We start from the raw sequence: 22,835 nt of genomic DNA on the forward strand, positions 1-22,835 counted from the left end.
AAGGAGTGGCGCAATGGGGCAGCAACCGGAAATACAAGATATATATCCTTTGTCTTTTATGCAGGAGGGCATGCTTTTTCATTCTCTGTTGGATCATGACTCAAGAGCCTACTTCGAACAAGCGGTGTTTACGATCAGCGGACAGCTTGACCGGGAACGATTCCAAAAAAGTATAGATGCTGTTTTTGAACGATACGATATTTTCCGTACGACATTTATTCATAAGAATGTGGCGAAGCCCCGCCAAGTCGTGTTGAAAAACAGGCCGAGCCGCGTTCAGTTTCATGATATTTCTCATTTGGACGAGAAGGCGCAAGACAAATATGCCGACCGGTTCAGAAAAGAAGATAAAGATAAAGGCTTTGATTTGCAATCAGATCCTCTCATGAGAGTCTCCATTTTGAAAAAAGCGCCTGAACGCTATGTTTGTATATGGAGCCATCATCATATTGTCATGGATGGCTGGTGCTTCGGAATTGTCATGAAGGAATTTCTGATGATCTATCAATCTCTGGGAGACGGACGGCTTCCGTCTCTCGAGCCTGTTCAGCCATATGGGAAGTATATTAAATGGCTCATGAAGCAGGATCGTAAAGAAGCCGAGATTTTTTGGAAAACGAGACTTGCCGATCTTGAGCAATCGGCGTCTCTTCCGAAAAAATCCGCGGAACCAAACGGCGAACTTGAGCAGGCGGTTTTCACCATTTCTGAAGAGCAGACAAATAAGCTGAAGAACATTGCGGCAAGGGCTGGAGCAACGCTGAATACAGTGTTCCAGGCACTGTGGGGCATTTTGCTGCAGCGTGTCAGCCGCTGTGATGATGCCGTTTTCGGTTCTGTCGTTTCCGGCCGGCCGTCGGATCTCGCAGGCGTGGAAAAAATGGTGGGACTGTTTATTAATACGATTCCCGTACGGGTGAAAAGCGGTTCATTTTCTTTTCTGGAGCTTGTCAGGCATTTGCAGCAGGAGACGCTGCAAGCAGAAGCTTACAGCTATTATCCGCTGTATGACATTCAGGCGCAAAGCCCTCTGAAGCAAGCGCTGTTTGACCATATTATCGTGTTTGAAAATGTGCCGGCCCAGCGTGAAATTGAAAATGTGAGTCAGGCCGGTTCATTTGATTTTGCGGTAGAGGATTTCACGATGGAAGAAGTCACAAACTACGGATGCAGCATAAAGGTGATTCCGGGCAATTCTCTTTATATCCGCTTAAAATTTGATACCGGTATATACGACGATGTTTTTATGAAGAATATCGAAACATTTTTACGGCATATGGTGAACTCAGTCATTTCCGACCCTGAAATCGGCGCTTCCGAGATCGCATTGCTGGATGCGTGTGAAGCCAGAAGTATGATGGATGCATTTAACCATACAGAAACGGTTGAACCGCCGGCTCCGACTCTTCACGGGCTGTTTGCCCGCCGCGCCGCGCTTTCGCCGCATCGTCCGGCGCTCCGTTTTCCGGACGGTATGCTGACGTACGCCGAGCTCGATCAGTATACGGACAGGCTCGCCGTCCGGCTCCGCCAAAAAGGCGTCCGCAAAGAAAGCATGGTCGGCGTACTCGCCGAACGCTCGCCGGAGATGGCGGTTTCTGTGCTTGCCGTGTTAAAAGCGGGCGGCGCCTATGTGCCGCTTGACCCTGACTATCCTGAGGACAGGCTGCGCTATATGCTCGATGACTGCGGCGCTTGTCTCCTGCTTGCACAGCCGGGGTTATCCGTTTCCGGTTTTTCCGGCGAAACGCTAGAAGTGTCTCTTTCTTCTCTGACAAGTGAGACGGAGACAGGGGCTGTCTCTGACGAAGCGGATGCTGATTCGCTCGCTTATATCATTTATACGTCCGGTTCGACGGGAACACCGAAGGGAGTGGCTGTTGAACACCGTCAAGCCGCCGCCTTTTTATCAGGGATGCAAGGGCAGTTTCCGTTAACGGAAGAGGATATTATCGTGCTGAAATCATCCTTTTCATTCGACGCCTCCATCTGGCAATTGTTTTGGTGGACGATGTCCGGCGCCTCCGTGTATCTGCTTCCGGCCGGCTGGGAGAAAGATCCAGTGCAGATGATTGAAGCTTTTTCTTCTGAAAAGGTGACGACCGCACATTTTATTCCGGCGATGGTCAACAGCTTTTTAGACGCGCTGGAAACTGAGCCTGCAGAAACAAGAACCCGCCTCGGCAGAACACTGACACGCGTGTTTGCCGGAGGGGAAGCTCTTTCCCCGCTTACGGCTGCCCGGTTTGCCGATCTTCTGCCGGAGACCGTGCTTATTCACGGCTACGGGCCGACGGAAGCGACGGTCGATGCGGCCTTTTACGTCTGTGATCGAAAACGGGACAGCGGACGGACGCGGCTTCCGATCGGAAAACCCGTTCCTGGTGCCCGTCTGTATGTATTAGATAGCGGAGGAGCCATCCAGCCTGCGGGCGTGGCAGGAGAGCTGTACATCGCGGGGACCGGCGTGGCCCGGGGCTATCTGAACCGCCCTGAGCTGACGGAGGAGCGCTTTCTCGATGATCCGTTTTATCCGGGAGAACGCATGTATCAGACGGGCGATATCGCACGCTGGACAGAAGACGGCCTTGTTGAATGGCTCGGGCGTTCAGACGGACAAGTGAAAGTCCGCGGCTACCGGATTGAACCGGGAGAAATCGAAGCGGCGATCCGGCGAATTGACGGCATTCGTGAGGCGGCGGTCACCGCCCGGACCGAACACGGCGAAACCGCGCTTTACGCCTATATTGAAGGACGAAAAAGCGATGACGTGCGGGCGGAGCTTGCGAAACGTCTTCCGGCCTACATGATGCCGGCTCAGTTTATAGAGATGAGCGAATGGCCGGTCACGCCGAGCGGAAAGCTTGACCGCCGCGCGCTGCCGGCTCCCGGCGGAACGGCAGACAAACAGGCGTACACCGCCCCGCGGAACGTCACGGAAATGAAGCTTTGCGCCCTTTGGGAAGAGGTGCTGAAAAACGGACCCGTCGGCATCCGGGATCACTTTTTTGAGCGGGGCGGCCATTCGTTAAAAGCGACGGCTCTCATCTCCCGCATCGCCAAAGAGTTCGGTGTTCAGGTGCCGTTACAGGACATCTTCGCCCGGCCGACGGTGGAAGAGCTCGCCTCGGTTATTCAGGAATTGGAAGAGAGCCCGTATGAAGCGATTCAGCCTGCGCAAACACAAGATACCTACCCGGTGTCTTCGGCGCAGAAACGGATGTATGTGCTCCAGCAGCTTGAAGACGGCGGTGTCGGCTACAATATGCCGGCTGTGCTGGAACTGACGGGCCCGCTTGACCGTGTCCGGCTGGAGGAGACGTTCCGGCAGCTTGTGGAGCGGCACGAGTCGCTCAGAACGTCCTTTGAAACGGGGCCTGACGGCGAACCGGTGCAGCGCATCCATGACAGCGTACCGTTTCAGCTCGATGAGGCCGAGTCAGCTGACGCATTCGTCCGACCGTTTTGTCTGGAGGAAGCGCCGCTCTTCCGTGCGGCTCTCGTGAAAGAATCGGACGAACGCCATCTTTTATTAACGGATATGCATCATATAATTTCTGACGGTGTGTCCGTCAACACCTTGATAAAAGAATTCGGCGAGCTGTACGCAGGCCGTTCGCTTGCGCCGATGCGCCTTCAATATAAAGACTATGCCGTCTGGCAGCGGTCGTTTCAGGAGAAAGAAGGATATCAGAAGCAGGAAGCCTATTGGCTGAAGCGGCTAGAAGGAGAGCTTCCGGTGCTTGAGCTTCCGGCTGACAAGTCCCGTCCGGCGGTCAGAAGCTTTGCGGGCGGCAGCGTATCGTGCACGCTTGACGCTGAAACGGCATCCGGCCTTCACCGCATCGCCCGGGATCACGGCTCCACTTTGTATATGGTGCTTCTCGCCGCGTACAATACGTTACTCGCGCGGTTGAGCGGGCAGGAAGACATCATCGTCGGCTCGCCGATTGCCGGGCGTCCGCACAAAGACCTTGAACCGATTCTGGGGATGTTCGTCAATACACTCGCCATCAGAACGGAGCCGAAGGGGGACAAACCGTTTACCGATTATTTGGCGGAAGTCCGCCAGGCGGCGCTTGAAGCGTATGAACATCAGGACTACCCGTTTGAAGAGCTGGTGGAACGGCTCGGCGTGCAGCGGGACACAAGCCGTAATCCGCTGTTTGACGTGATGTTTGTGCTCCAAAATATGGAGCGTGAATCCCTGAATTTAAATGAGCTGCATTTGACTCAAGCTGCGGATACAGGTCATAAAACCGCAAAGTTTGATGCCACGCTTTACGCGGCGGAAGGGTCTGACGGTTCCATCAGCTTTGATTTTGAATTCAATACAGATATCTATCAAAAACAGACAATCGAAAAATGGCTTTCTTACTTTACCCGAATTCTTACAAAAGTAATTGAAGACCAAACAATACCGCTTGGTGACATTCACGTACTGGATGATGCTGAAACAAATCGCGTCATTTATCAGTTTAATCAGACGAAAAGCGATTACCCAAGACACGAAACCATCAGCCGTTTATTTGAGCGTCAGGCTGAAGAAACCCCCGATGCCCGGGCAGTTGTATATGATGGACAAATCTTGACATACCGTGAGCTGAACGAACGGGCTAACAGAATAGCGGCGGCTCTCCGATCAAATGGCGTCGGTCCGGAAAGTGTTGTCGCCTTATTAACCGGCCGCACAACAGAGCTTGCTTCCGGAATCCTCGGAATATTAAAAGCGGGAGGCGCCTACTTGCCTATCGGTGACGATGTGCCTCGGGAACGGGCTGAGTGGATGCTTAAAGACTGTAAAGCTGATATTCTTCTCCAATCTGATAAACTTGACGGTCTGCCGCTTTCAGGAAAACGTTTATTCATAGAGGATATTCAAACAAAGGCCGGCTTGAGTTCGGAAAATTCCGAAACGCTCGGCGGACCTGAATCATTGGCCTACATGATTTATACGTCCGGGTCAACAGGTGCGCCAAAAGGCGTCATGATTGAACAGCGAAGCGTGATCCGCCTTGTGAAAAACAGCAATTATATTGATTTTACGCCGGAAGACAGACTGTTGTTTACTTCATCATTAGGATTTGATGTAACGACATTTGAAATATTCGGCCCGCTTTTAAACGGCGCTTCTTTATATGTAAGTGACCAGGAAACCTATCTCGACTCTGATGTTCTGGACACATTTATACAGCAAAACGGCATTACGACACTGTGGCTGACATCGTCTTTGTTCAATCATCTATCAGAACAAAATGAATACGTGTTTTCAGGATTGTCCCGATTGATTATCGGCGGGGAAGCACTGTCCCCGAGCCATGTAAACCGGGTTCGGAATGCGCTGCCGCATCTCTCAGTATGGAATGGATACGGACCGACTGAAAACACGACGTTCTCGACTTGCTTTTTGATTGAACAATCATACGATCATTCAATCCCGATCGGCCGCCCTGTCGGAAATTCAACCGCATATATCATAAACAGCAGGGGAACACCGCAGCCGATAGGCGTCATCGGCGAATTATGCACAGGCGGAGACGGTGTGGCAAGAGGATATTTCGGCCGCCCTGAGCTGACGGAAGAAAAATTTGTCCCTAATCCTTTTGTTCCCGGAGAACGGATGTACCGCACCGGAGATTTAGCCCGCTGGCTGCCGGACGGAACGATTGAATATGCCGGACGGATGGATGATCAAGTGAAAATCCGCGGTTATCGGGTCGAGCTGGGAGAGATTGAAGCCGCACTGAGGAGCCTGGACGGCGTGAAAGAAGCTGCCGTGTCAGTCAGAACCGGGCAGTCCGGCAATAAAGAACTGATCGCATATATGAGTCTGCAGGCGGACATGGATACAGAAAAAGTGCGTTCTTCACTTTCTAAGCAACTGCCGAATTACATGGTTCCGGCCTATATGATGGAACTTGAGAAGCTGCCGCTTACGCCGAACGGTAAATTGGATCGGAAAAATCTGCCCGAACCGGAGCTTGCGCTTCAAACCGCGTACACAGCTCCCCGCAATGAGCTTGAAGAACAGCTTTCCGTGATCTGGCAGGAAGTGCTCGGCACAAAACAAGTCGGGATTGAGGATTCATTTTTTGAGTTGGGCGGCGATTCAATCAAAGCGCTGCAAGTTGCCGCACGGCTCGGACGCTACGGGTGGAAAATGACGGCAAGTGACTTATTCCGGCATCCGTCCATTAAGGAACTCGCGCCTCTTATCCGGAAAGCGGAAAGAGTCATCGATCAGCGGCCGGTGGAAGGAGACATACCTTGGACACCCGTTCAGCACTGGTTTTTATCACAGCGGATGGAAAACAGAAATCATTTCAATCAGTCCGTCATGATGTTCAGCTCTGACGCATTGCATAAACAGCCGCTCAAACAAGCTTTGGAGCATCTTGTCATTCATCATGATGCACTCCGGATCACCGTCAGTGCAGAAAACGAAAGTATCAGACAAATCAATCACGGTATTCAAAAAGAAGAACTGTACAGCTTGGACATTTGGGATCTGTCTGAGACAGATACTTGGGAAAGAGAAATAGAAGATGAAGTGGCTGCGCTCCAACAGCGGATGGATATTGAAAAAGGGCCGTTATTAAAAGCCGGATGGTTCAAAACCCGGTCAGGGGATTATTTATTCATCACCGTACATCACCTGTCGGTTGACGGAGTGTCATGGCGTATTCTGCTGGAGGATTTATCTGCCGCTTACACACAAGCCGTAAAAGGTCAGCCGGTCCAGCTTCCGCCAAAGACCGATTCGTTTAAGCAATACGCCGTAAGGCTTTCAGAATACGCAAAAAGCAGCAAGCTGATGCGTGAAGAAGAATATTGGCGTTTTATTGAAGAAGAAACAGCCGCCGAACTTCCTTATGAAAAACCGCAGTATCAGACGGGAGCCGACAGCGTTCGGCAAACGGTAAGCTTTACGCTTACAGAAGAAGAAACGTCCGTTTTGCTTCAGCAGGTCAACCGGGCCTACCATACCGATACGCAAGATATTCTTCTGACTGCCGCAGCTTTGGCTTTACGGGACTGGACAGGGGGCGGCAGACTGCGCATCGCGATGGAAGGGCACGGGAGAGAGCACATCATGCCGGAGCTCGACATCAGCCGCACCGTAGGCTGGTTTACCTCCATGTACCCGGTGCTCATTGACTTGAACACAGCAGGCGCTGAGCTTGGAACGGCTGTAAAAACGGTCAAAGACACACTCGGAAGAATACCGGATAAAGGAATAGGCTACGGCATTTTAAAATACATGACACCATCTGAACAAAAAACAATCCGCTTCAGACAAGCGCCTGAAATCAGCTTTAACTATTTAGGGCAATTCAATGATACAGAAGATCAGCACACATTCAGTTTATCCGGTCTTGCGAGCGGGCACGACATCACGCCGACATGGCAGCGGGAACAAGCGGTGGAAATGAGCGCGATGGCTGCACAACATAAACTGCACTTCAGTTTGAGCTATCCGCCGAGCCGCTTCCGCAAAGAAACGATGGAACAGCTGCTGCAAACCTTACAGCAATATTTGCGTGATATTATGGCGCACTGCACCGGCAAAGAGGAAGCAGAAAAAACCGTTAGTGATTTTAGCAGCAAAACGTTAACATCTGATGATTTGGACAGCATAGCGAGTTTTGTCGAGGAACTGTAGAAAAAGGCGACGGGGAGATTATAACATGACAAAAAAGAATGCAATTCAGGATATTTATCCGCTGTCTTATATGCAGGAAGGAATGCTTTTTCATTCCCTCCTGCAAAAGGAATCACAAGCTTACGCCGAGCAGGCCTCTTTTTCAATAACAGGGAAGGTTGACACCCGCGTGTTTGAAGAGAGCGTTCATGCCCTTTTCGAAAGACATGATATTTTCAGAACGATCTTTATCAGCCAGAACGTGTCAGTGCCGCAGCAGGTCGTATTAAAAGAGCGGAACGTCAGCATCATTGAGGAAAATCTCACCAATTTAAACAAGGCTGATCAAATCAAGCATATTGAAGAAGCCAAACGAAGAGACCGAAAGAAAGGATTTCACCTGCAAAAAGACATGCTGATGCGGGTGACGCTGCTTCAAACCGGAGAATGTGAATATACGTGCATATGGAGTTTTCATCACATTATTATGGATGGCTGGTGTCTCGGGATCGTGCTGAAAGAGTTCTTCCAGATATACGCCTCGCGCCTCCGCCGGACACCGTTAACGCTTGAGCCTGCTGTGCCGTACGGGACCTACATCAAGTGGCTGATGGAGCAAGATAAAGAAAAAGCCGCTTCGTACTGGGAGCGATACCTTGAAGGCTTTGAGCAGCAGACTGTTCTGCCGAAGCAGAAAAAAGCCGGCGAAAGCAGACAAGAGGAAGTGACGTTTTCCTTTTCAAAAGAGGACACGGCTAAGCTGAAAGATCTGGCCGTGAAAGAAGAGGTCACGCTGAGCACCATTTTCCACACGCTCTGGGGCATTTTGCTTCAGGTGTATAACCAGACAGAAGATGCGGTTTTTGGTTCTGTAATTTCCGGAAGGCCGTCTGAAATCGAAGGCATCGAGCGAATGATCGGCCTGTTCATTAATACCGTGCCTGTCCGGATCAGCGGGGCGGACATCCCGTTTCAAAAGCTGATCAAAAACGTGCAAAAGGACGCTTTGAAAGGACAGGCATACAGCTATCATCCGCTTTATGATATACAGGCGAATTCACAGGTAAAACAAGGCTTAATTGACCATATTCTCGTCTTTGAGAATTATCCGGTTGAACAGGAGCTCGATGTGCTGAACAGCAACGGGGAAACGAAAGACCTTTTTCACATCCATGATTTCAGCATGGAAGACGAAACCAATTACAGTTTTTATCTTATGGTGGCGCCGGGTGACGAGATTCATTTGAAAATGAGATACGATTCAAGCGTGTATGACCGCCAATTTATCGAAAATATCAAAGGTCATTTGACACATATCGTTTCCCAGATTCTCGACAAACCTGATATCACGCCGGATAAGCTTGTAATCATCACTCCTGAGGAAAAAGAGCAGCTGCTTGCTCCGATTTCTGAAGAAACTGAAAAGCCTGAGTATGACACGATTCATGCGATGTTTGAACGGCAGGCCGCACAAACGCCGGATCAAATCGCGATCCGGTATGAAGGCGGGTCAGTGACGTACAAAGAGCTGAATGAATCGGCTAATAAGCTGGCCCGTCTGCTGCAAAAACGCGGATTAAAGCGGGAGGAGCCGGTAGGCGTCATGCTCGGCCGTTCCCCTTCTTTAGCGGCGGCCGTTCTCGGTATTTTAAAAGCGGGCGGCGCCTTTGTCCCGATAGATCCCGGCAGTCCAAAGGAGCGTATCCGATATGTTATTGAAAACAGCGGCTGCATCCATGTTGTAACAGAGCGGCATCAGTCACTCCCCGCGGAACAAACGCTGCAGGTTACATATATAGAAGAGGCCGGGACGGAAGCGGACGGAAGCAATGTGCAATCCATTAATACGGCGGACGACCTCCTTTATATGATTTATACATCCGGTACGACAGGGAAACCGAAGGGCGTGCTGCTCGAACATAAAAATATGGCCAACCTTCTTTCTGACCAATTGACGAACACAGACATTGATTTTTGCACAAATGTGCTGCAGTACGCATCTTTGGCGTTTGACGTCTGCTATCAGGAGTTATTTTCAGTACTCTTGAGCGGCGGCACCCTTTGTATCGTGCCCGAATCTATCAAACGGGATGTTTCTCAGCTGTATTCGTTTATCGATCAGCACAAAACGGAAGTGGTGTTTTTCCCGACTGCGTTTGTCAAGATGCTTTTCAATGAAGAAGGTTATGCACAGTCTTTTCCCCGCTGTGTGAAGCATGTCATTACGGCCGGGGAGCAGCTGACTATCTCACGTTTGTTCAGGCAGACGCTCCGTTTACACGGTATGCAGCTGCATAATCATTACGGCCCGTCAGAAACCCACGTGGTTTCAACGTATACGATTTCTGCGGGAGATGACATACCTGAACATCCGCCGATCGGGAAACCGATCCATCATAACAAAATGTATATTCTCAGCAAAAACAGACAGCTTCAGCCTCTCGGAATTGCGGGAGAATTGTATATTTCCGGAGCGAATACAGGAAGAGGCTATGTGAACAATCCGGCGCTGACCGAAGAGAAATTTTTGCCGGATCCGTTCAGAACGGGCGCCGTCATGTACCGGACCGGAGATTTGGCAAGACTGCGTGCGGACGGCCAAATTGAATACATCGGCCGGACAGATGATCAAGTGAAGATCAGAGGGTACCGGATTGAACCAAAGGAAATTGAAACCGTCCTGGCAAATCATCATGCCGTGAAAGAAGCTGCCGTGCTGATTCAAACGAATGAGTCGGGCGAAAATGAATTATGCGCCTACTGCAGCGTCTCACAAGCGACTGATCCTTCTCAGCTGCGAAGTGATTTGGCCAAGGAGCTGCCTGATTATATGATTCCGGTCAAATGGGCTTTCGTTGACTCGATTCCGCTCACTGGAAACGGCAAAGTCGATCAGCGGGCCCTTCCGGAAGCTTCGGCGTACGCAGCGGGCCGTCGATATACAGCTCCACGGAATGTGACCGAGCTGAAGCTTACCCGCATATGGGAAGAAGTGCTTCAAACCGGCCCGATCGGCGTTCACGATCACTTTTTCGAGCTTGGCGGCCATTCATTAAAGGCGACGGCACTCGTTGCAAAAATAGCTAAAGAGTGCAGCGTGCAAATCCCGCTGAGTGATGTCTTCAGCTATCCGACTGTAGAAGAACTCGCCAAAATCATCGGTGAAGCAGAAGAGAATCCGTTCGCATCCATAGAAAAGACAGAAACAAAAGAAACTTATCCCGTCTCATCCGCTCAAAAACGGATGTATGTCCTTCACCAGCTTGAAAATGGCGGTGTCAGCTATAACATTCCAGCCGTATTAGAAATGAAGGGGCCGTTTGACCGAGACAGGATGGAAGCCGTGTTCAAGGAGCTGATCCGGCGGCATGAACCGCTCAGAACGTCCTTTGAAGAAAAAAACGGCCGGCCTGTGCAGAGGATTCATGATGAAGTGCCGTTTGCATTTACAAAAGAACAATCAGCCGAAGCGTTTATCCGGCCGTTCGATCTCGGCAAAGCGCCTCTTTTCCGGGCGGGATTTGTCCAAATAGAAAAAGACCGGCATCTGCTTTTAGCTGACATGCATCATATTATTTCAGACGGCGTATCCGTCAATCTTTTGATACGTGAATTCAGTGAGCTGTATGCCGAGAGAAGTCTGCCGCCGTTACGGATTCAATACAAAGATTATGCCGTCTGGCAGCAATCATTTATGGCGGGCGCCGCATATCGGAAACAAGAGGAGTACTGGCTGAACCGGCTTGCCGGGGAGATTCCCGTGCTTGAATTGCCGGCTGATAAGCCGCGTCCCCCGGTGCGGAGCTTTTCCGGTGACCGGGTGTCATTTGTCATCAGCGAAAAACATACAGCACAGTTGAAAAAGCTGGCGAAAGAAAACAAATGCACACTTTATATGACGCTGCTCGGTGTGTACACGGTTCTGTTAGCCCGTTTAAGCGGACAGGAAGATATGATTGTCGGGTCTCCGATTGCAGGAAGGCCTCATGCCGACCTTGACGCCGTTCTGGGCATGTTTGTCAATACGCTCGCTTTCAGGACGCGTCCCGACGGAAGCATGACGTTCAAAGAATATTTAAAGGAAATTCGCCAAACAGCGCTTGAGGCTTACGAACATCAGGATTACCCGTTAGAAGAGCTCGTCGATAAGCTCGGTGTGCCGCGGGACATGTCCAGAAATCCGCTGTTTGACACAACATTTGCGCTGCAAAATATGGAACAGCAGAAGCTTAGGGCAGCCGGACTTGAACTGCAGCCGGCAGACGTCAGCCTGCCGATTTCTAAATTTGACTTATCGCTGTACATCTCCGAAAACGCCGGTGAATTGTACTGCCAGTTTGAATACAGCACCGATTTGTTTGAGAGAAAAACGATTCAAAAATGGGCGGAATTTTTCACGACACTTGCCGAAAACGCCGCAGCTGATCCGAGTTTGGAATTAGACGATATTTCTGTTTTGTCAGAAAAAGAAGAAGTGTCTCTGCTTCAAGAATTCAGCCCCTTGCAGAAAACGGCGTTTCCGCTTCATCAGCCTCTTCATGATCTGCTGGAACAACAGGCGGAAAAAACGCCGGACCGTCCGGCGATTTTAACTGATGACATTTCGATTACGTATCAGGAGCTGAACGAAAGAGCGAATGAGCTTGCGCACCGGCTGATCAAGCGGGGAATAAGGCTGGAGGATAAAACTGCCATTATGGGCCGGCGTTCTCCTGACATGCTGATCGGCATTTACGCTGTCTTAAAAGCAGGCGGTGCATATCTGCCGATTGATCCGGATTATCCGGAAGAGCGGATTCGCTTTTTACTGAAAGACAGCGGCGTGAAATTCTTACTGGCAGAACCAGAACTTTTCGCACCAGATCTTTTTGAGGGAGAAACGATCTCTCTGAAAAGCGGGCAAACAGGAAACCCGGAAGCTGCGGCCAACCCCAATGTTCCGGTAAAACCTGATTCATTGGCTTATATCATCTATACATCCGGTTCTACGGGACGCCCAAAAGGCGTGCAGGTTGAACATCAGTCAGCCGTAAACTTTTTATACTCGCTGCAAACGCGTTATGGATTAAAGGATTCCGACACCATTCTGCATAAAACATCATACTCTTTCGATGCTTCGATTTGGGAGCTGTTTTGGTGGCCGATCGCGGGAGCTTCTGTTTTTCTCCTTCCGCAAGGCGGCGAGAAAGACCCTGAAATGATACTGAACGCATTGGAGAAAAACCGCATAACGGCAGCTCATTTTGTGCCATCCATGCTTCATGCTTTCTTGGAATATATAAATTCCAGAAAACAGCCGATCAAAAAGACCTGCTTGAAAAGGGTTTTTGCCGGCGGCGAACAATTGGGCCCGCACTTGGTTTCCCGTTTTTATGACCTTCTGCCGGGAACGGAATTGACAAATTCCTACGGTCCGACGGAAGCGACGGTAGAAGCGGCGTACTTTGATTTGCCGCAAGGAAAGGAATTTCACAATGTTCCGATCGGCATTTCCGGACATAACATGCGGCTGTATATTTTAAATCAAAAGAGACAGCTTCTGCCGCCGGGCTGTATCGGAGAGCTGTATATCGCGGGGACAGGCGTGGCCCGGGGCTATCTGAACCGGCCTGAGCTGACGGAGGAGCGCTTTCTCGATGATCCGTTTTACCCGGGAGAACGCATGTATCAGACGGGCGATATTGCACGCTGGACAGAAGATGGCCTTGTCGAATGGCTCGGCCGTTCAGACGGACAGGTGAAAGTCCGCGGCTACCGGATTGAACCGGGAGAAATCGAAGCGGCGATCCGGCGAATTGACGGCATTCGTGAGGCGGCGGTCACCGCCCGGACCGAACACGGTGAAACCGCACTTTACGCCTATATTGAAGGACGAAAAAGCGATGACGTGCGGGCGGAGCTCGCGGCACGCCTTCCGGCCTACATGATGCCGGCTCAGTTTATAGAGATGAGCGAATGGCCGGTCACGCCGAGCGGAAAACTTGACCGCCGCGCGCTGCCGGCTCCCGGCGGATCGGCAGACAGACGGGCGTACACAGCCCCGCGGAACGTCACGGAAATGAAGCTTTGCGCTCTTTGGGAAGAGGTGCTGAAAAACGGACCCGTCGGCATCCGGGATCACTTTTTTGAGCGGGGCGGCCATTCGTTAAAAGCGACGGCTCTCGTCTCCCGCATCGCCAAAGAGTTCGGTGTTCAGGTGCCGTTACAGGACATCTTCGCCCGGCCGACGGTGGAAGAGCTCGCTTCGGTTATTCAGGAATTGGAAGAGAGCCCGTATGAAGCGATTCAGCCTGCGCAAACACAAGATACCTACCCGGTGTCTTCGGCGCAGAAACGGATGTATGTGCTCCAGCAGCTTGAAGACGGCGGTGTCGGCTACAATATGCCAGCTGTGCTGGAGCTGACGGGCCCGCTTGACCGTGTCCGGCTGGAGGCGACGTTCCGGGAGCTTGTGGAGCGGCATGAATCGCTCAGAACGTCCTTTGAAACGGGGCCTGACGGCGAACCGGTGCAGCGCATCCATGACAGTGTACCGTTTCAGCTCGATGAGGCCGAGTCAGCTGACGCATTCGTCCGGCCGTTTTGTCTGGAGGAAGCGCCGCTCTTCCGTGCGGCCCTCGTGAAAGAATCGGACGAACGCCATCTTTTATTAACGGATATGCATCATATTATTTCTGACGGTGTGTCCGTCAACACCTTGATTAAAGAATTCGGCGAGCTGTACGCAGGCCGTTCGCTTGCGCCGATGCGCCTTCAATATAAAGACTATGCCGTCTGGCAGCGGTCGTTTCAGCAGAAAGAAGGGTATCAGAAGCAGGAAGCGTATTGGCTGAAGCGGCTAGAAGGAGAGCTTCCGGTGCTGGAGCTTCCGGCTGACAAGCCCCGTCCGGCTGTCAGAAGCTTTGCGGGCGGCAGCGTATCGTGCACGCTTGACGCTGAAACGGCATCCGGCCTTCACCGCATCGCCCGGGATCACGGCTCCACTTTGTATATGGTGCTTCTCGCCGCGTACAATACGTTACTCGCGAGATTGAGCGGGCAGGAAGACATCATCGTCGGCTCGCCGATTGCCGGGCGTCCGCATAAAGACCTTGAACCGATTCTCGGCATGTTCGTCAACACGCTGGCCATCAGAACGGAGCCGAAGGGGGACAAACGGTTCACCGATTATTTGGCGGAAGTCCGCCAGGCGGCGCTTGAGGCGTATGAACATCAGGACTACCCGTTTGAAGAGCTTGTGGAGCGGATCGGCGTGCAGCGGGACACAAGCCGTAATCCGCTGTTTGATGCCATGCTTGTCGTTCAGAATATGGAACATGAGGAATTGCTGTTGGACGGTTTGCATATTCAGCCTGCGGACGTGTCCCGTCCGGTTTCCAAATTTGATGTCACTTTGCAGGCTTCTGAAGGCGGGGGACAGATTCATTTTCTGTTTGAATATGCGGCGTCTTTATTCCGGAAAGAAACGATGCAGCGCTGGGCTTCCCACTTTATGACGATGCTTGAACACATTGTCCGTGAACCGGAAACTTCTATACAAGCGATCAGCATGCTGACTGCTGCGGAACGGGACCGAATTCTTTCGGACTTTAACGGCATGACGGATAAACAGCTGCCTGAAAAAACAGTTCATGAACTGTTCATCACTCAGGCGCGAAAAACACCGGATGCGGCAGCCCTTATCAGCGGGGAAACGTTGGTCACATATAAAGAATTAGATGAATGGTCGAATAAAATCGCCAGAGCTCTGCAAAAACGGCAGATCGGACCGAATGCCGCCGTCGGCATTGTGATACCAAGATCACCGGAACAAGTCGCCGCAGTCTTCGGGGTTTGGAAAGCCGGGGGCGCCTACGTCCCGATAGATCCTGAATACCCGGAGGAACGCAAGCGATATATCATTTCAGACAGCGGCACAGCGCTTCTCCTTACCGTACACGGCGCGATAGATCAAGTGCCTGATCATTTTAAAGGTGAAGTGCTCGCACTGGAGGATATCCAAGAACAAGACGCATCACCGGTTCAGCCATTATCAGCACCGGAAGATTTGGCTTACATCATTTACACGTCCGGGACGACAGGCAGGCCGAAAGGGGTTATGGTCGAACATCGTTCCGTCAGCAAAACCCTTCAATGGCGCAGCGGATTTTATGATCTGAATGAGAAAGATACAGTTCTTCAGCTTTTTTCATTTTCCTTTGACGGTTTTGTAACAAGTATGTTCACACCGCTGATTTCAGGTGCGAAGGCGGCCGTTCCAGCTGAAGATGAAGCAAGAGATATTCTTGCCATTAAACACTATCTTGCATCTTACCGCATCACTCACATGATCATTGTTCCCGTACTGTACCGTACACTGCTTGACGTACTGGAGCCGGGGGATGCAGAGTCTCTCAGAATTGTCACATTAGCTGGAGAAGCTGTCGACCAAAACATTATCAGCCGCAGTTTATCAGTTTGTCCTCACACGGAGCTTGCCAATGAGTACGGCCCGACGGAAAACAGCGTCGCCACTACAGCGGCAAGACATATAGAACAAAGTGAGAACATTACGATCGGCCGTCCGATTGAGCATTCACACGTTTATATTTTAAACGGGGATCACCCGCAGCCGATCGGTGTAACGGGAGAACTTTGCATTTCGGGTTCCGGCCTTGCAAGAGGGTACCGCAATCTTCCTAAGCAAACGGCCCAAGCCTTTGTCCAAGACCCGTTCCACAAGAACCGGCGCATGTACCGCACGGGCGATCTGGCAAAATGGCTGCCGGACGGCACGCTGCAATATATCGGCCGAATGGACGAGCAAGTCAAAATCAGAGGCTACCGGGTGGAACTGAAAGAAATTGAATCGGCCTTAACAGGCATAAAAGGTGTCAAGGAAGCAGCCGTTACCGCTCTGTCCGCATCAGCAGGCCAAACGGAACTATGCGCTTATATCGTGACAGAAGAAGGAACAGAAAGTGAAACCGTGCAGCAGGCACTCAGAAATGAAATGCCCGCTTATATGGTGCCGGCATTCTTTGAAACACTTGAAGCCCTGCCTGTCACACCGAACGGGAAGCTTGACCGCCGCGCGCTTCCTGAGCCGCGGAAAAAAGCGCACACCGGACGGGCATTTACGGAGCCTGAAAGCGACTTGGAAAAAGAGCTTTCCGCGATTTGGAGCGAAGTGCTCGGAACTGAAAACATTGCCGCGGATCAATCATTTTTTGAACTGGGCGGCGATTCCATCAAAGCCCTGCAAGTATCAGCCCGATTACATCAGGCAGGAAAACAGATCGCCGTAAAAGATATTTTCAGCCGGCCGACAATTAGAGAGCTGGCTCCTTATGTCTGTACAGAGCGGCAGCCGGTCAGCCAAGCTCCCGCAGAAGGAGAAGTGAAGTGGTCGCCGGTTCACAAATGGTTCTTCACACAAGACATGAAGGAAGCAAATCATTTTAACCAGTCCGTCATGCTGACGAGAACAAATTCAATAGATGAAGAGGCTCTGAGGAAAACGTTAAAAGCCATTACCGTTCATCATGATGCCTTGCGCCTTGTCTGCAAAAAAGACGAAGAGAAAGGTCTTCTCCTCTTCAACAGACCGGCTGACCTCGCAGATGAGCAGCTTTACAACCTGACCATATTAGAAACGGAAGGCGATGAGCATGAGAAGGAACGTGTTATAAAACGCCGCGTCGCAGAGCTTCAGAGAAACATGGATTTGGAGAACGGGCCGCTGGTACAGGCGGGGCTGTTCCGCTCTGAAGCAGAAGATTACTTGTTTCTGACCGTCCATCATCTCGCTGTCGACGGGATATCATGGCGGATTTTATTGGAAGACTTGGCTTCTGCTTATGAGCAGGCCGCCTCTGGACAGGAAATCAAACTCCCTCCGAAAACCATGTCATTCAAAACATATACGGAGCAGCTGGCCGATTATGCCGAAAGCAGACAGCTTCTTCAGCAGGCGGAGTATTGGCGGGAGATTGAACACTATGAAACAGAAAGTCTTCCTTACGAGCAGGCAGGTCTATCTCAAACCCCTGCAAAAAAACGGAACACGGTATCCTTCACTCTGACAGAAAGTGAAACGGACGCCCTGTTGAAAGATGTGCACAGCGCCTACAATACGGATACGCAAGATGTGCTGTTGGCTTCCGCTGTGCTTGCCGTTCAAAAGTGGTCGCCGCGGCACGCTTTGAAAATCGCCCTTGAAGGACACGGACGCCAATCGGAGCAGGCAGGTGCGGACATCAGCAGGACAGTGGGGTGGTTCACTTCCATTTACCCGGTGCTTGTCCGGAGCGGAGTTTATGAACCTCTTGAAGAATATGAAATTCGCACATTGAAAACCGTTAAAGACACATTGCGGCGCATTCCGGATAAAGGGAACGGATACGGCGTCCTCAAATATTTAACACCGCCGAAGCTTGCCGGGATGACTTTCGGGAAAGCACCGGAGATCAGCTTTAATTATCTCGGACAATTCGATGCGCCCGGCGGGAATCCGGCAGAAACGGAACAGCCTGACGCGTTTCAGTTTTCTCCTTTGGGAGGCGGAGATGATGTGACAGATACATGGAAACGGGAGCAGTCACTTGAAATCAGCGCGATTGCGGCAAAAGGCCGGATGACCGTCAGCATTTCATATGAAACGGAACGCTTCCGGCAAGGTACGATCGAACGGCTGTCCGAAAGCTGCCGGTATTATCTCCTGAAACTGTCGGAACACTGCCTCAGCAAAACCGATACGGAGAAGACCGTCAGTGACTTTGATGATCGGGAGCTGACTGAGGAAGCATTGCAGGATATTGCCGACTTACTCAGCTTCCACTAAACCGAGCGGGAGGAACACATGGACAAAACAAAAAATATCCAAAATATTTATCCCCTCAGCCGAATGCAGGAAGGAATGCTTTTTCATTCCTTTCTGCAAAAGGAGGGGGCTGCATATATCGAGCAATCCGTCTTCACCATAAAAGGCCGGCTTCGTCCGGAATTGTTTGAGCAAAGCGTACAGTCTGTCATCAGCCGCCACGATATTTTCAGAACGGTTTTTTTACCTCATGTCGCTCAGCTGAACGGCCCCCGCCAAGTCGTGCTGCGTGAGCGGGAATTCCGGCTGCACCGCGAAGATCTTACACATTTGGATGAAGCGGAACAGAGCGCCTACTTACAGCGATTTAAGGAACGTGACCGCTTAAAAGGCTTTGACTTGCAAAAGGATATGCTGATGCGTGTGTCTTTGTTTAAAACGGCTGACGAAAAATATGTATGCGTCTGGAGCCACCATCACATCCTTATGGACGGCTGGTGCCTCGGCATCGTCCTTCAGGAATTCATGCATATGTACCGGGCGATTGAATCAGGCTCACCTGTCACACTGGCGCCCGCAAAGCCTTACAGCACGTATATTACATGGCTGACTGATCAGGACAAAGACGCGGCTTCTGAGTATTGGAAAGGATATTTAGCAGGCTGCGAGACACCCTCAGGACTCCCGAAAATATCGGCCCGTCCCCAGGAAAAAGGCTACCGTAAGAAAGAGCTCCTGTTTTCTTTAGATCAAAATCTGACAGACAGGCTGAAAACCATCGCCAAAGAAGAGGGCGCTACGCTCGCGGTTCTTATGCAGACTGTATGGGGCCTGATGCTGCAGCGCTACAACCGGACGGACGATGCCGTATTCGGCGCCGTCGTATCAGGGCGGCCTTCCGTCATTGACGGCGTGGAAAGCATGATCGGGCTGTTTATCAATACCGTGCCGGTACGCATTAAAACGGGTGACGAAAGCTTTAGAGAACTGCTGGGCCGCAGCCAGAAAGAAATGCTTGATTCAGAGGCGTTCAGTTATCATCCGCTTGCTGACATCCAATCTCAGACTGAGCTGAAACAGGATTTAATCGACCATATCATCGTGTTTGAAAATTATCCGATTCAGCAGCAGATGAGAGACGCGGAAAAGGAATCGGATGCACCGTTCCGGATCGGGAATGTTAATGTTTCGGAACAATCGGGCTACGATTTTAACCTCATCATAGCGCCCGGCGATGAGCTGATCATCAAATTCAGCTACAATGCGAACGTTTATGACGAAGTATGGATAGAGAGCGTAAAAGGACACTTGGAAGAAGCGCTGCGCGGCGCCGCCTTCAATCCCGATGTTCCCGCTGATCGGCTTCCGATGCTCGGACAAAAGGAAAAATCAAGAATAATCGGCGAATTTAATGACACGAAAACAATTTATGAAAGAGACGAAAGCATCATCAGCCTGTTCAGCCGACAGGTGAAGAAAACCCCGGACCATCAGGCGCTTCACGCCGGCGGGCTGACGATTACGTACCGGGAGCTCGATGAACGGTCAACTGCGTTCGCCCGCATCCTGCTGGAAAACGGTTTGGCGCCAAAAGGAATTGCCGGAATTCTTGCCGAACGCTCACCGGAATTTATCATCGCTGTTCTCGCTGTATTGAAAGCGGGAGGGACGTACCTTCCGCTCGATGCAGAACTGCCATCCGACAGGATCGCCGATATGCTCACTGAGAGCGGAGCACAGCTGTTAACGGTACAAAAAGGGATTGAGACTGACGTTGACTTTTCTCACATCATCTCTATCCCGGCTGCAGCTGAAAAACAAACCGCTGATGCAGGAAAACTGAATACCGTTACGTCACCTGATGATCTTGCCTATATTATGTATACATCCGGTTCAACAGGAAAACCGAAGGGCGTAATGATTTCCAACCGCAACGTCGTATCGCTCGTGTCAAACAGCAATTACACGTCAGCCGGCACGACGGACCGTCTCATTCTGACAGGGTCCATCGGTTTTGACGCAGTGACGTTTGAAATCTTCGGAGCGCTATTGAACGGAGCGTGCCTTCATGTGGTTGACCGCACGACAATGCTTGCGCCTGAGAGGTTCGGCAATTATCTTTGTTCCAATCGTATTACGATTCTGTTTTTGACGACGGCGCTCTTTAACCAGTTTGCCCAGGCGGATCCGGAGATGTTTTCCGGTTTGCACACCTTATATGTCGGCGGAGAAGCATTGTCCCCGGCGCTCATCAATAAGGTCAGACACCGCTGTCCGAATCTCAGCCTTTATAACATATACGGGCCGACGGAAAATACGACTTTTTCTACCTTTTACGAAATCAGGCACGATTTTTCTCAGCCGATCCCAATCGGAAAACCGATCAGCAATTCAACCGCGTATATCATTGATAAAAATGGCGGACTTGCGCCGATCGGCGTGCCCGGTGAGCTTTGTGTCGGCGGGGACGGGGTTGCCAAAGGCTATTTAAACAGGCCTGACTTAACAAGTGAAGCATTTGTCAGCCACCCGGTTCATCCTGAAGAAAAGATCTACAGAACAGGGGATTTGGCACACTGGCTGCCTGATGGAAGCATCGGATACATCAGCCGTATCGACCGTCAATTCAAGATTCGCGGGAAGCGTATCGAGCCGGCCGAAATCGAAGCGCGGCTGACTGAAATTGATGGAATCAGGGAAGCTGCAGTCATCGTGTCAGACGAAGGACAAAAAGCAACCCTTTGTGCGTATTATACAGGCGCACATGCTGAAGAAAGAGCCATTCGATCCCTATTGGCCAGGTCGCTTCCCGACTATATGATTCCGCAGTATGTGATGAAGCTTGACCGTATGCCGCTTACCGCAAACGGCAAAGTGGACCGCCGCGGGCTGCCTGCGCCGGAACGGAAAAAAGCTTCATCAAAAGCCGTTCCGCCACGAAACTGGGTAGAGCGTGAGCTGATCGACATTTGGACGCCGATCCTCGGCTGCGGGGAGCTGGGCATACAGGATGACTTCTTTGAGCTGGGCGGCCATTCTTTGAAAGCATTGCAAGTGATTCATCAGCTGAAGACCAGGCAGCAGATGGACGTCCCGATTGAAATGATATTTGAATATCCGACAATCGAACAATTGGCTGAAAAGCTGTATTCAAACACACTGTCAGAAGCTGCCGAACAGCATATCAGCAGACTGAATCAGCCGAAAGGCCGCAATCTTTTCTGTTTTCCGCCTATCTCAGGTTTCGGCATTTTCTTTAAAGATCTGGCGGCGGCATTAAATGGACGGGCTGCTGTGTACGGTTTTAACTTTATTGAAGAAGACAGCAGAATGGAACAATACATTGATAAAATGCTGGAAATCCAGCCGGAAGGCCCTTACATCCTCTTCGGATATTCAGCGGGCGGCAATACGGCATTCGAGGCTGCAAAAGCGATGGAAAAGCGCGGCTTAGAAATCAGCGACGTCATTATCGCAGACGCGTACAGAAAGCTTGACGCACTGCCGCAGCAGCCAACAAACGCAACAGCCGAAAATGTCCCGGAAGCCGTCAGGGAAGCGGTCATCAGAAAAACAGAGCGCTATCAAACGTACTGGGCGGAACTGATAAATGACGGCCAAATTGCGGCAAACCTCCATTTTATCGAGGCCGGCTTAAAGGAAGAGCACAATGCTGAGTCTGAGCCGAAGAAATGGGAAGGCGCCACAACGGGACTCTACCAGGAATATCAGGGCAAGGGAGCTCATAAAGATATGTTTGAACCCGCCTTTGCACACAAAAATGCCGAGATCATACTGGACATCATTGCAAACAGCGGAAGACGCTTGGCGCGGAATCTGTAACATCCGGCAGAATGACTGAAGAAGACAAAGGGCAAGATAGGGGAATCACACTCAGTTTTTTTTGGAGGCTTTGAGATGACGAACCTATCTTGGCTTACGTATGTAATGATTATTCTTGCCAGCTACCGGCTGACCCATTTGATCGTATTTGATAAGATTACGGAATTCATAAGAAAACCCTTTATAAAACAAGAAAAAACCGTCGATCAAAACGGGCGCGCCGTCCAAAAAAAAGTCCCTTCCTCCGCATTCGGTTATATGCTGCAATGTTATTGGTGTGCGGGCATCTGGTGCGCCATATTAATTGGCATCTGCTATTTGGTCTGGCCCCGCTATGCACATCCGGTTATTTTCATTTTGTCCATTGCCGGAGCGCAGGCCATTCTTGAAACATGCGTCGGCGTCGGAACGAAGGTCATTGACGTGCTCGCCGCCATAAAACATAAAAAGTCCTGAAGCGTTTTGATTCGCTTTAGGACTTTTTTCTTTCCCTTTTAGGCTGAGAGGAGCAAAGCAGGCTTTCTGATTCACCGCCCGGAATGCTTCGGA

Annotated in this window: 4 protein-coding genes; all 4 read left to right on the top strand. The window is 50.9% G+C overall.

Features of this window, described 5'->3' with window-relative positions; all coding sequences use genetic code 11:
• Positions 1–13 precede the first annotated feature (13 nt).
• Complete coding sequence (locus MJQ52_RS01825) at positions 14–7,663, top strand: non-ribosomal peptide synthetase (RefSeq protein WP_094246872.1); 7,650 nt, start codon at positions 14–16, stop codon at positions 7,661–7,663.
• Positions 7,664–7,688: 25 nt separating this feature from the next.
• Positions 7,689–18,464: a non-ribosomal peptide synthetase gene (locus tag MJQ52_RS01830; RefSeq protein ID WP_094246873.1), complete on the top strand. Its 10,776-nt coding sequence runs from the start codon at positions 7,689–7,691 to the stop codon at positions 18,462–18,464.
• An 18-nt stretch (positions 18,465–18,482) separates the two neighbouring features.
• Positions 18,483–22,286: a non-ribosomal peptide synthetase gene (locus tag MJQ52_RS01835; protein WP_094246874.1), complete on the top strand. Its 3,804-nt coding sequence runs from the start codon at positions 18,483–18,485 to the stop codon at positions 22,284–22,286.
• 75 nt (positions 22,287–22,361) lie between these two features.
• Positions 22,362–22,742, top strand: coding sequence for a DUF1360 domain-containing protein (locus MJQ52_RS01840; protein ID WP_058906078.1), 381 nt, complete (start codon positions 22,362–22,364; stop codon positions 22,740–22,742).
• Positions 22,743–22,835: the final 93 nt, after the last annotated feature.

The organism is Bacillus sp. jun7, assembly GCF_051034795.1.
GTDB classification, from domain to species: domain Bacteria; phylum Bacillota; class Bacilli; order Bacillales; family Bacillaceae; genus Bacillus; species Bacillus velezensis.